General features: G+C 51.1%; 13 protein-coding genes. All 13 read right to left on the bottom strand.

Annotated features, from left to right (window positions below; translation table 11 throughout):
• Positions 1–22: 22 nt before the first annotated feature.
• The 13 genes from NH568_RS00620 to NH568_RS00680 all read right to left on the bottom strand — a co-directional run bounded on the left by NH568_RS00620 (position 23) and on the right by NH568_RS00680 (position 12,532).
• Positions 23–484, bottom strand: coding sequence for a methylglyoxal synthase (locus NH568_RS00620; protein ID WP_253043776.1), 462 nt, complete (start codon positions 482–484; stop codon positions 23–25).
• A gap of 7 nt (positions 485–491) precedes the next feature.
• On the bottom strand, positions 492–1,127 hold the full coding sequence (locus tag NH568_RS00625; RefSeq protein ID WP_253043779.1) for a LysE family translocator: 636 nt from the start codon (positions 1,125–1,127) through the stop codon (positions 492–494).
• 303 nt (positions 1,128–1,430) lie between these two features.
• Complete coding sequence (locus tag NH568_RS00630; protein ID WP_253043781.1) at positions 1,431–2,609, bottom strand: multidrug effflux MFS transporter; 1,179 nt, start codon at positions 2,607–2,609, stop codon at positions 1,431–1,433.
• 199 nt (positions 2,610–2,808) lie between these two features.
• Positions 2,809–2,988 carry a hypothetical protein gene (locus tag NH568_RS00635; RefSeq protein ID WP_054014171.1) on the bottom strand — a complete coding sequence of 60 codons (180 nt, stop codon included), beginning with the start codon at positions 2,986–2,988 and terminating at the stop codon, positions 2,809–2,811.
• A 150-nt stretch (positions 2,989–3,138) separates the two neighbouring features.
• Positions 3,139–3,336, bottom strand: a complete 198-nt coding sequence (locus tag NH568_RS00640; RefSeq protein ID WP_253043783.1) for a hypothetical protein — start codon at positions 3,334–3,336, stop codon at positions 3,139–3,141.
• A 102-nt stretch (positions 3,337–3,438) separates the two neighbouring features.
• Positions 3,439–4,524, bottom strand: coding sequence for a hypothetical protein (locus NH568_RS00645; RefSeq protein WP_253043785.1), 1,086 nt, complete (start codon positions 4,522–4,524; stop codon positions 3,439–3,441).
• A 2-nt stretch (positions 4,525–4,526) separates the two neighbouring features.
• Positions 4,527–5,180, bottom strand: a complete 654-nt coding sequence (locus NH568_RS24140) for a 4'-phosphopantetheinyl transferase superfamily protein (protein ID WP_253043787.1) — start codon at positions 5,178–5,180, stop codon at positions 4,527–4,529.
• Positions 5,177–5,491, bottom strand: a complete 315-nt coding sequence (locus NH568_RS00655; RefSeq protein ID WP_138549661.1) for a RedY — start codon at positions 5,489–5,491, stop codon at positions 5,177–5,179. The genes NH568_RS24140 and NH568_RS00655 overlap by 4 nt, the downstream gene beginning before the upstream one ends.
• Complete coding sequence (locus NH568_RS00660; RefSeq protein WP_253043792.1) at positions 5,488–7,779, bottom strand: polyketide synthase; 2,292 nt, start codon at positions 7,777–7,779, stop codon at positions 5,488–5,490. The genes NH568_RS00655 and NH568_RS00660 overlap by 4 nt, the downstream gene beginning before the upstream one ends.
• A complete protein-coding gene (locus NH568_RS00665) occupies positions 7,776–9,275 on the bottom strand; it encodes an AMP-binding protein (protein WP_253043795.1) in 1,500 nt (499 codons plus the stop codon). Before NH568_RS00665 ends, NH568_RS00660 begins: the two co-directional genes overlap by 4 nt.
• Positions 9,276–9,277: 2 nt before the next feature.
• A complete protein-coding gene (locus NH568_RS00670; RefSeq protein ID WP_253043798.1) occupies positions 9,278–11,224 on the bottom strand; it encodes an aminotransferase class I/II-fold pyridoxal phosphate-dependent enzyme in 1,947 nt (648 codons plus the stop codon).
• 12 nt (positions 11,225–11,236) lie between these two features.
• Positions 11,237–11,485, bottom strand: coding sequence for an acyl carrier protein (locus NH568_RS00675; RefSeq protein WP_253043803.1), 249 nt, complete (start codon positions 11,483–11,485; stop codon positions 11,237–11,239).
• Between the two features lie 27 nt (positions 11,486–11,512).
• The gene (locus NH568_RS00680; RefSeq protein ID WP_253043806.1) at positions 11,513–12,532 is read right to left on the bottom strand and encodes an acetylserotonin O-methyltransferase; all 1,020 of its coding nucleotides are present in this window, start codon (positions 12,530–12,532) and stop codon (positions 11,513–11,515) included.
• Between the last annotated feature and the right edge of the window lie 43 nt (positions 12,533–12,575).

Raw genomic sequence — 12,575 nt, forward strand, 5'->3', positions numbered from 1 at the left:
GTCGATTTAGCTCAGTCAAGCATTAGCCTTCCAGACGTTCTGCCAGATACTGCTCATAGTCAGGTAACTGACGCTCTATCGGGGTGGTCATCATCATGGAGGAGAGTAACATATCTGCGGTGGTCTCATTACAGGCGACCGGAATATTCCATACAGCTGCGAGCCTGAGCAGCGCTTTTACATCTGGATCATGGGGCTGTGAGGCCATGGGATCCCAGAAAAAAATAAGCATATGAATTTCATTCTCGGCAATCTTTGCACCAAGCTGTTGATCTCCCCCCATTGGGCCGCTCAGGAGTTTATGGACGGGCAGGCCTGATGTCTTTTCAATAAGGTTACCGGTCGTTCCCGTGGCATACAGCTGATGCATAGCGAGCTTATCAAGGTGTGACTGGCACCAGTTTACCATAGCTTGTTTTTTACCATCATGTGCAACCAGTGCGATGCGTTTTTTAGCCGGAATAACCTGCGACTTGGTGTCCATACTTACCTCATAATAATAAGTTAATTGCCAGTGCGACGAAGATAAATGCAGAGATCCTGTCTATCCAAATTGGCGCACTAGGGTGAGCGCGAAAATAACCGGCGATTTTATCGCCGCTGTAAACATACACACAATCAAGGGGAAAGGCTAGGATCGGGTAAAGTAAACCGAACATGGCCAGCTGTACTGTGGTTGATGTTGTGAGACTCTGATCAACAAACTGGGGAATAAAAGCAATAAAGAATAGCGCTACTTTAGGGTTAAGTACCTCGGTCATCATTGCCTGAAACATGACATTTTGGCGTTTCTTATTGCTCACATGGGGTTTTTCATCATCGCACTCATTCGACTTTGAGAGCGTGTCTTTAAAAGTACGTATACCCAGGTAGGCAAGATATGCCGCACCTAAATACTGCACTGTGGTGTAGGCGGTTTCTGAGGCTTTGAGAATGGCCGACAAGCCAATCACAGCAAACAGAGTGTGGACCACACCGCCGAGGGCAAAACCAAAGGCACTTTGCATGCCTGCTGCTCGGCCATTGGTAAAGGTCTGAGCCATTAAAAAAGCATTTGAAGGACCTGGTGCAATGGCAATGATAAAGCTGGCAAATAAAAAAGAGGCGAGTAATTCTGGGTTCAGCATGATGTGCTCTGGTAGACAAGATTGCGTTTAGTTTACCCAGCTTGAAATAAAAAGCCTATAAAAAATGCGGGCATAAGCCCGCATATAAAATTGGTTGGGTTAGAGCACAACACATTGGGTTCTATGGCGCAGCAAATATCTTGCTTTACAATAAGCTAGAGCGAAACTTGTGCTTCACGCTAAATCCATTGTTGCTATCTATAGGTAGTATCATATCTGATTGTGACAATCGTACGACTGCCATTAAACTGTCATGTACTTTTATCTGCGCAGCTCAATACGCCTGTGCTACCTGATGTGTTATCAAGCTGGACTATGCAGGTTGTCTTTGCAGCGGCTAAATAGCAGACACAGGAAAGGCAGCCCGAGTAGCAGGTGCACAGCTAATTGTTGCGGGGCAGGTAATGCCAGTGGCTGGCTGAGCATAGCCAGTAGCCCGGCGCCACTCATTTGCATTACCCCAATCAGCGCTGATGCCGTGCCTGCCTGATTGGCGAATGGAGCCAGGGCATTGCCTGCTGCTGCGCCAAGCGTAAAAGCAAAACCCACGGATGCCAGATACATAGGTAACAGATACGCAAGCGGATGGTTTTGCGGCGCCATCATCAGTAACACACCGCCGAGGGTAAACAAGCTCAGGCCAAACCGCAGTGCCTGTTGTGAGTTACGCTTGATGAAATGCGGTGCGATAAAGCTGGCCGCAATGCTGATGGCAGCATTGATAGTAAACCACATGGTAAATTCTTCGACGGGCCGATTCAGCTCGGTCATAAGCCAACCCGGTGCACCAACTACAAACACCAACATGGCGGCCATACCAACCATAGTAATACACGCGTTGAACATAAACTGAGGACTGCTGAGCATGGGCCGGAAGCGACGTAAATCCAGAAGGTAGCCTGAGTATACAGTGCTGTCTGGTTTGGTTTCCCGATACAGCGCCAGCACCAGGATGAGGCCGATGGCAGCAAACCCGCTCAGAAAAGTAAAATTACTGCGCCAGCCAAACTCTATGGTCAGCCAGGCGCCTAAAATCGGCGCAAGGGCAGGAATAAAGCAGACTATACCATTGAGATAGGTGATCATCTGGCCACTGCCTTTATGACCAAAGCTATCCCGGACAATGGCAAAGGCACTGACGAAGGTGGCACAAGCGCCTAAGCCCTGCAATACGCGCGCGACCATAATCCAGTGCCATTCGTCCAGCAAAGTGGCAAGTAGTGCGCCACTGCCAAAGAGTAAGATCCCGGACAGGGCAACCGGGCGTCGGCCATACTTATCGGCCAGTGGCCCTGCAAGTAACTGTCCAAGACCAACAGCCAGCATATAAATCCCGACGGTTTGCTGGATTTGTGCTTCGCTGACGGCTAAGTCTTGTTGCATATTGACGAATGCGGGTAAATACAGATCGATCCCCAGTGGACAAAACACCACCAGTAGAGCGAGTATAAAAATCAATAGTTTGCTGGTTTTTTGCTGCATGCTGTCTCCTTATGGCGGGTATTGTAGGGAAGCATGGAGAAAAAGACAGGACAAAGCGCCGGAAAGCGAAATTTTTTATTGTTAGGCAACAGAAATGAAAAATAAGTACAGAAAGCTTCAGTGTGAGTGGGGATGTGTTTAACGTAAATTGAATCAGGCGAAGTAGTTTAAGTGCGGCAGCAGTGCTGCCGCGATTTAATTAGCACCAGCAGGTGTGGTCACTTTTGCCGCTCAGACGATCACAAATGTGGCCGGTTGGCAGGCAAGCTCGTGGTGGTGAGCTCTCGCCGGCACCACCAACCTGAGGTGTGGCTTGGTTGTCCAGCAGCATAGTGTTGTCTAGTTGTTTTAGTTGTTTTTTCTTAAGTGCTAGTTTCATTTTCATGTCCTATTGAATTGTTTTTGTTATACATATTGGTCAGTTACAAACTACTGTATAAAAATCTTGTTTGTCAACTGCTTTTTATACAGTGCACAAAGCCTGCTTATGTTGATGTCTTTGTGCTGCGCGTTGCATTGCAATATGGGATTAGGCCGTACAAATGCTCTCAGCAGAATTTTTGATTTCCTCTGCCGCGGCGAGGGCTGTGGTGCGCATGGTTTGTCCTGCATTGCCACCACCTCCGTTATGGGTATCTATGCCACCTGCAATATTTGCGGTCATCAGCACCGGTAAGCGAGTCGCGTCTTTAGAAAGCATTTTGATTTGTTTTTTGATGAGCTTCATTTTATTTTCCTTATTGTATAAATTATCTCAATGTGTACCTTTTTGTTTTATATTATAATTTACAACTAATCAATAGTTTATTTTTTGTTCTTACCGGTGCTTTTACTCTCGCGGAGTGGGTTTGGGCTCGGCGAAACTTTGGGTATCACTGAGCAGAATACTTTGCCAATGCCTTCGCGGTGCCGGGCTGCCTGCTATTTCCGGCTCTCCGAATCGCGCGAAAAACACCGGCAGTTCTGTCTGACTGAGGCACTCTGCCAGGGCCAGCCTGGCATTGTCATGTTGAACCAGTACGCTAATTGGGTGCATGGCCCACCCCCATTGTTGTAGTCTTAACCACAATGCGCCTAAGCCAATCCCTGCACGAAACATCGCTTCATCCCCTTCTTTTCTGACATTCAACGACAGATAGTGAGGTCCGCAAGCGACTAATTCTGCAAGGCCTTTTGCCATTTTATCAGGCAGGCGGAGTAAGTTAGTCAGGCTATTGAGGCTGGGATGGAAAGCCATTTTAAAAAAGTGCTTAAATCCGGCTGAAACCGGACCAAACAGGTTGTGCAGGTAAAAGCCATCTTCATATTGGCGACGCTCGTCGAAGCGGATATAGCTATAGGTTTCGCGCCAGGCTGCTTTGTTGGCAAAGTCCTGTCCTGCAAAGGTTTGAGTCAGTTTAGCCAGAGCCTGCCCATGGGTTTGCTGATAAAAAATCCCAAGGGAGACAGGGTAAGGTTTGAGCAAGGCCTGTAGCTCATCGCGCTGTTGCCCGCTCAGGGCGGTCCTGAGATAGGGCGAGCGTACGGTATGGCGCTGCTCGAGCTGTTCAGACAGGCTGGCAAACGCATCGCTCTGATAGTCTTGTTCAGGTCCCGGCATAAAACGTATCAGCGCCCGGTCGTTGCCTGCTAACTTTTGTTGTTCCTGCTCATCACACCAGCGCCAGTGAAGCTCGTAGCCTCGGCTGCGGATCAGCGCTTCCAGTATGTAAAAAAAGATCCCGCAGCTGAGCAACATTTCTCGCTCCAATGAGGGCAGACCTGTGAGTTTGCGGCGGTTATCAATGGCCAGATAACCGCAGTGTATGACGGGGTCAAAATGAATCGCCCAGGGCTGACAGTTGTGCGATGAAGGCGCAAGCCTCGCCAGCTTCACCGCTTCTGTCAATGTCTGTTCAAATGCTGTATGTGTCATTGTCATTTTCCGATGTGAAGAGAGAGTGTTGGGGTGATCTCCCAGTCGCCTGCAATACAGATTGCGCAGCAGAAATACAGCGTGTACCAGAGCCAGTAGCTGGCCGGGGCTAGGGAGGCGCTGTGGGTATACACGCGGCCATATTCTGTTGTTCCACTGGTGCTGTGTTTTTGGATTGCGATGTCAGGTAAATCAAAAGGCAGACCGCGGCCGAAGGATTTTAGATAGGCTTCGCGCACTGACCACCGAGCTGTTTGCGCGACCAAGCTTATTGGCTTGGTTTTATCACAAAAGATATGTTGCTGAGCGCCAGCAGAGAAACCTCGATAAACCTGAAGGTCGATACCAACAGGATGTGCTGCACACGCAACAGCAGCCCAGGGACCGCTATGGCTGATGGATAAAGGCACCTTAGGTTGACCCTTGCCTTGCTCACCATATGGCTGACCGCTTGCAGCGTGAGCAAGCCGGATTGATGAGCAGTGACTGGCATCTTGTAAGGCCAAAGTTGCCAGGGTTCTGCCGAGCTGTTTGACGATAAGCCCTTGAGTCAGGCGGGGTGCCGAGCGTATCGCATTATCGACGCTGTGACCGATATACACAGCGGGTGAGACATGAGTCTCTCCCACTGGTGTACAGGTGTGCTGGGAGATCACTGTTGATAGCCTTGTGCAATCCGTTCACCCTTAAACTCTTCAACCACTTCGGCCATTTCATCAAAGCGGCTAACCAGGCTTTGAAATAAAGGCGTTGTCATGTCCTGTTCAAAGGCTTGCTCAGACTCCAGATAGATAGTTTCAACAAAGTGAAATGCTGCATCAGCCTGACTGGAAGCTTCAAAAACAGCGAACGCTTTAACTGAATCCAGTTTTTCGCATGCTTTATAGTCCGTCGTTTCTACCCAGTCGCGAAAGGCTCCCAGGTGTTTGATGTCTTTAAGGCGAATTTTGTGAACAATGAGTTTCATACTGATTCCTGTGAATGAGAGTGTAATAAAGTCAGGTGATAATTGATGCCACCGGTGCCAAAGGCGTTAATTGCACCTATCCGTTGTTGGTTTGACAGTGCCGGCCAGGGCAAGGCTGTTTGCGGGACTTGCGCCGGAATACTGTCAAATGGCAATGCATCATTGAGTTCACCCAGGACTGGGGTAGGCGGCATACAGCATTGCTCCAGTGCTGCCAGCATTTTTGCTAAACTGATGGCACCGGCTCCCGCAAAACAGTGACCAAAGTTGTATTTGCCAGACCCCAGATAGAGCGGCTGGTCGTGCTCGCGGCTGTATGCCGCGCAGAGTGACTCCAGTTCAGCCTGATCACCCAGCGTAGTGCCAGTGCCATGGGTTTCGAGATACTGCACCTGCTCGGGATTAACCGACGCCAGCTGAAGAGTCTTGTACATTGCCAGTGCCTGGCCCTGAGGGTCTGGCGCTGTCATAGAGCGGCTGTCGCAGGACCCGGAAATGGCGTCTATGTGGGCGATGGCGTGTGCTGCATCGGATTTAGTCTGCAGCACGAACAGGCCACCACCATCACCCGGGGTAAAGCCGTCGGCACCTTTGGCAAAGGGCCGAATGCGCTTTGCTGAGAGCATCATTTGTGCACCACATAGCACCAGATCCCGCTCCAGTGTGGCGGTTTCAATGCCGCCCACAACCACGCCATCGTAGCGTCCGGACTGCAGCCCCCTGACTGCGTTATGCAGCGCGGCCATTGAACTGGCACAGGCAGCCTCGACGGCGATGCAGTCGGCGTGAGGGAGTCCCAGTTGTTGAGCCAATAACTTTGCGCCACCCAGACCTGTCGCACCGTACCAGCTCCAGCGGTTAATTTCAGGTGCATCGGGTTGTGGCAGATAGCAGGGTGCGTCAGGCAGTTGTGCCCACAGTGCTTGTGCGCCTGACTGTCTGTCTGCGCTGAGTGCCAGGTTACAGGCCAGGATCACGGCTGGTCGTTTAAATTCACCCAGCGTCAGAGACTCAGCGCCTTTAAGCAGCTGCAATTGTGAGACATCCAGACGAGTTTTTTTAGCGGGCATCATAGGCTTACTCAGGGCGACATCAAGCGGATTATGACTGTCAAAACTCATGGCTTTGTCTATATAGGTGCTGAGCTTTTGCGGTGTTTCCCGCACGAAGGCCTGTGCATTGAGCTGCTGTGCAGACTGCGGACGTAATACATCCTGTCCGTCAGCCAGAGTTTGCCAGAAACGGTCTTTGTCATTACCCAGCGCGGTAATGGGCCGATAATCCGTGATCGCGACCTGATCGTCGCTGGCCGGGACATAACTGTGTTGGCCTGCAGCAGAGATTTGCCAGTTCTGCCCAAGGGCCGCTGCACCGTTACACTCAGCCTGACCATTCAGATGCATCTCGAGTATCTGATAAAACACTTGGCTTGCACCAGCAAAATAGCCTGCCTGTGGCTGCTGTGATTCGGAGGTAACAAAGGTGCTGAGCTCCATAAGTATTGGCCAGTTTTGTTGCTGGGCCAATGTTACCGGGCAGATAACCAGGCTTATTGCACCTTCGAGCCAGGGCTGCTGTATTGAGATCCCCTGTTGATGCAGAATCTCGCTCTGCGGCTGGTGATGAAAGCACTGAATGCTGGTTAGTACAGCAAGCTGACTGTCCTGATAGCGAAAGTTATCCTGTGCCGCCTGAAGCAGTCTCAGTCCACCTAAATCACCGCCATCGAGTGTCTGACACTTTCCCCGGGTGTGTGCAAAATGTGCTATCCGGGCCGGGATCGTTGACGCCATTTCACCGACCCGATCGTGGGATGTGGCCCCAAAAGTGCTCGCCAGTGTTTGTTTGTACTCATCTATGCATGCCTGTGCATTATCCTGAACACCCAGCTGCTCAGCCAGAGCGCGCAGCGCGGCTACTTTAGTGGCATTGCGGTAGGCGGAGTCACTTGCCATATGGGTTGCACACAGTTGGTCGCAATGATCGCGCAGTGATGCATCGAGGGTGAGCTGGCTCAGTGCTTCTTCGGCAGCGAGCATCGCCATGCGGGTCTCACGACTGACGGCCTTACGAAATAGTGGCGGAATAGAAAACTTTTTGTAATCAAATTCATCTGTGTTTACCTGTCCGCCTTTGAGCGGCTCAGATGCGACCGACCAGCCAAAGGGGTGAGTAAACTGACCCGGGTTCAGTGTGCCCCGTTGCTTTAAGGCCGCAAAGTTAATCCCCTCAGGCAGCATGCAGCCGATCCCGACGATGGCTAAGGGAGTCGTTGTATCTTTGCTCATACCACCAACTCCGCCAGTCGTTTACGATCCACTTTGCCGTTGGCGTTATACGGCAGTTGCGCTGCTACCACTACCTTGTGTGGCAACATGTAGGCGGGCAGGTGTTGCTGTAAGAACTGTTTCAGCGCCAGTAAAGAAGGCTTTGCAGCATCGTCTTTGAGGGTGATCACTGCAATCAGCTTATGCTGTTGTTCGCCCAGAGCAAGGTGCAACGCGGCCTGCTCAATGGCCTCATGTTGATGCAGCAATGACTCTATCTCTCCCAATTCAACCCGGTAACCGTTGAGCTTAACCATATCGTCGATACGACCGCGATAAACCAGTCCGTCCTCGGTCAGCTCAACCAGATCGCCAGTTGCATGGCAGTGCTGTTGATGTAGCTCGGTAGCACGTGGCAAGTCCACATTGGCATAACCAGGCGTGACGCAGCGACCGCCAATCAGCAATTCACCACTTTTTCCCAGGCACTGTGAGAGAGGCCAACGTGCACCAGACTCATCTTCCAGCCAGCCGTCCAGTTCAGGCAATAATTTACCTATTGGCAGGTGGCGAAGGTGGCTCAGTTGTGTTTTATCAACCTGCCAGGCGACGCAGACATTGGTTTCGGTCGGACCATACCAGTTGTGTAACCAGGTATCAGCACTCAGGCAGCTAATCAAGCGTTGTAATGCTGCGACAGGGTAAGGCTCCCCGGCAAAAATCACTTGTTTTAATGTCGCTGTATGGCTGCTATTGAGCTCACCACTGCGAACCATCATTGAGAGGATCGATGGCACACTGTACCAGATACTGATCTGATGCTTTCTTATTCCCCTGATCAGCGCCAGTGGATCTTTTTGTTCCTGCTCTGTGATAAGCCACACACTGGCGCCCGTGCGCACGGCTGCAAAAAGATCAAAGGTGCTTAAATCAAACGCAAAGCTGGCGTGATTGGCAAATGTATCTTCGCTGTCAGCTGCGGTGGTTTGCACGGCCCAGTCAATGAAAAAATCCAGCATATCATGGCTTATCTGCACGCCTTTGGGTGTGCCGGTTGAACCTGAGGTATAAAGTATGGCGGCAATGGTGACATCCCTGTGCTGGCGTAACCGTGACATATAGGCCGTAAGATCTTGCTCATAGTCGCTGTGATGCGCCAGGCTGTCGAGTGTATTCAGCCAGTCCTGATCCAGCACCAGTGCCGGTTTTGCCGCTGTGATGATCCGCTCAACCCGGGCATCAGGCTGACTGTAATCTATGGGTATGTAATGATTGCCACTGAGCCAGCAGGCATAGATGGCTGCTACCGTATCTGGCTGTTTTGGCAGGTTAAGCAGCACCGGCGCCTGAGTTAAACCCAAAGCGCAAAGCGCATTGGCTATCTGGCAGGCGCGGGCCGCGAGCTGAGCATAATCCCACTGTTGCTCGACACAAATCAGCGCCGTTTTATGCGGTGTCTGCTGAGCATGGCTCAGCAGATTCAGCGCAAAACGGGCCGATGACGGAATTTTCGTCATACTCAGGCCTCCGCCAGTCCCGCTTTAACATCCTGATTGAGTGGCACGCCCACTTCCAGTGCACCTTCTACCAGAATACGATAGGCTTCATCCAGGTCTGCCTGGGTGTGCTCACTGGTGATGCTCAGGCGCAAACGTGCGTCGCCAACCGCCACGCCGGGGAAGACCACGGTCTGACAATACAGGCCTCGTGCACGTACGGCGCGTCCCAGTGCCAGCGTTTTTGCATCATCGCCAACCACAACAGGAACTATGGCTGAGTCGGAGTTTTCCAGGTCAAAGCCTGCCTGCAATAACAAGTTGCGGAAGTAATAAATGTTATCCCAAAGCTTGGTCAGACGCTCAGGCTCGCGCAGCATCACATCGATCGATGCAATAACACCAGCTGCAACGTGGGCCGGAATTGTGGCGGCGAATACATATGAGTTGGAGTAAAAGCGCAGGAACTCCACCACGTCGCCATCGCCACAGACAAACCCGCCCAGGCCAGAGAGTGCTTTACTCATAGTACCCAGTTCCAGGTCGACTTCGCCTTTCATATTGAAGTGCTCGGTAGTCCCTGAACCTGTTTTACCCAGTACGCCGGTTGAATGGGCATCATCAACCAGTACACGGGCGCCGTAGCGCTTCGCCAGCTTCATCAGGCGCGGCAGGTCGACAATATCCCCATGCATACTGAACACGCCGTCGGTCACAATCAGTTTGCCACCCGGATGGTCGGCGTATTTGGCCAGAGATTTTTCCAGGCTGTTCAGTGAGTGATTGTAGATCTTACGTTGCGCACCCGCTAGCTTACAGCCGTCTGTGATACTCATATGGTTAATGGCATCAGTAAAGATCAGGTCATGTTTAGACGTCAGGGCGGAAATACAGCCCAGATTCGCTGAGTAACCGGACGGGTAAACAATACAGGCTTCGCGGCCTTTCAGTTTGGCCAGTTTACGCTCCAACTCCAGATGCAGGACGTTACTGCCCGCAATAATCCGGCAACCCGTGTTGGTGGCGCCATATTGCCCTGCGGCATCCTGTATCGCCTGGATCACCTCAGGATGATTCGATAGGCCCAGATAGCTGTTGGAACCAAACATCAGAAACTCACGACTGGTGCCAGTGACTTCATCAAACATGACTGCACGGTTTTTACAGGGGGTTTCCAGTGGCATACCGTACCAGTAAAGTTGCTGCGCTTTTTTCTTGTCGTAGAAAGATTTGAACTCACTGGCTTTGTGGAACAGATCCGGGTGCTGGATCCCCACAAAGTCACGCATTGTCCTGTTATCACCGTCGTCGCTGTCTATCTGGTGCTGTACTTCGTCACTTTTCGCAGCCGGATTGAGCAGTTCATCAATCAAGGGGTTTTTGCTAACCAGCTCAGCGGCCCATTGCGCGCCTTTTTCTTCTACCAGCAGGCTGGCAAACGCCTGCTCCAGCTCAGCCAGGGTTTTACAGCCAGGAATTTTTAAATTGTCTCTCAATCCCAGCGTTTTCAGCAGTTCACCCTGTGCTGAGACCACAGTGACTGAATCTATACCCAGATCGCTCTCGATCTCGGCATCCATGCTGAGTTCATTGGCGTTATAGCCACTGAAGCTGGCAACCACAGAAAGCACTTGCTCACGCAGCCAACTGTGTGCATCTTGTGCGCCATCGGTATTCACTGTCGCCTTGGCCTCACTGAGGTGAAATTCCTGTGCGGCGATTTGTTCAACCGCATCGGCAATACAATGAATATTCTGGATGGACAGCGGGTTTTTAAGCTGTAGCTGCTTAGTCAGTGCTGCGGTTACTTCGGCCAGCGCAATAGAGTCAATGCCAAAGTCGTTTTCAAGATGACTGGTCAGGTCCAGAGTATTAGCAGGGTACTCAGTCAGTTCAGCAAATGTTTTCAGGACTTGCTGTTGCAGGGTTTCCATAATGTCCGGATTTACTTTTGGATTCGTTGCACTCATTTTCAAGCCTCCTTATGCTTGCTCTGTCTGAAGGCGTTCAACCAGGGTCACCATGGCATCGACTGATGCAAAGTTGCCTGGGTGGATCTCCTGCATACCTATGTTTAACTGGGTTTCTTGTTTGAGGTAATCGACCAGGTCAAAAATGGCCGCCGAGTCAACGATATTTAATTCAAACAAGGGGGTTTGCGGCTCAAGGCCGTCTTTTTCGCCGTCCAGAAACTGCTCGGCGATATGGTCTAGTAATTTAGTGGCTAACATCCTGCTACTCCTTCTGTTATTGCCTGATCACGCTTTTTCGCCGACGATCAGGGTCCGTGGCCCAGGGATCTCAAGGATACGGGCATTGTTGAATCCGGCTTCGTGGAAGCGTGCCAGATATTCTTCGCTGCTACTTTCAATACCCCCATCTGTGGATACCAACATATTCAGTGACAGCAGGGCGGTGAACTCAGGACCGGACTTGTCATCATTAAGCGGCGTTTCTGAGGCAATAAAGCGGCCACCGGCTGGCATGGCGTTGTAGATATTTTTTAAGATGGTGACCTGGGTTTCTGGTGCATAGTCGTGCAGCATCCAGCCCAGGTGAATAAGGTCATAGTCACCAATGGGCAGGTTACCTGCGATGACATCGCCTTCCACGACTTCGATGCGATCGCCATAGCCTTGCTCACCCAGCTTGTCGCGCAAAAATGCCGACGCCTGAGGCAATTCACAGATGGCCAGCGACACACCCGGATGGGCATTGGCCACGGCTATTGGTAAGGTGCCAATGCCGCTACCGATATCCAAAAAGGAGTGGTGCTGTGAGAAATCGTAATCTTTGACGAAGCCTTCGATGAAGGGGGCGGCAAATTTGCCCAGGAACTCCTGGAAATCTGCTACGTCGTCTGGGTTTTGATACAGAATGTCGAACCAGCTGCGGTTGTCACCAAATACTGCTTCTCGCTGGTTAGTATCGCTTTTTACTGCGCTGCTCAGCTCTCCCCACAAGGGATATAAGAAAGTATCGATATGGCGGCCCAGCCAGCCCAGCCACATAGGTTCATCACTTAATAAAAACGCGTGATGCTCTGAGGGTAGCTGGTACCGGTTATCTTGCTTGGTCAGATACCCCATTGCATGCAGCGCGATAAGCATTTGCTCAGCAGAACGCAGCGGTGCGTCGATTTTGTCAGCTAGTTGCTGGGCGCTTAGATCCGTGTCGCGAAAATGGTCAAACAGCTTCAGCGATAATGCAGCGGTCACGGCTTTGGCCTGGAAAAAGCCCATCATATGGTTGACAACGTCTTGTTTGTTGAGAGTCATAAGTAATCCTTATCAATCAGTCATTTGTTTCGGTGTGGGTCGC

It is taken from the genome of Pseudoalteromonas sp. XMcav2-N, from assembly GCF_024124545.1.
Lineage (GTDB): Bacteria > Pseudomonadota > Gammaproteobacteria > Enterobacterales > Alteromonadaceae > Pseudoalteromonas.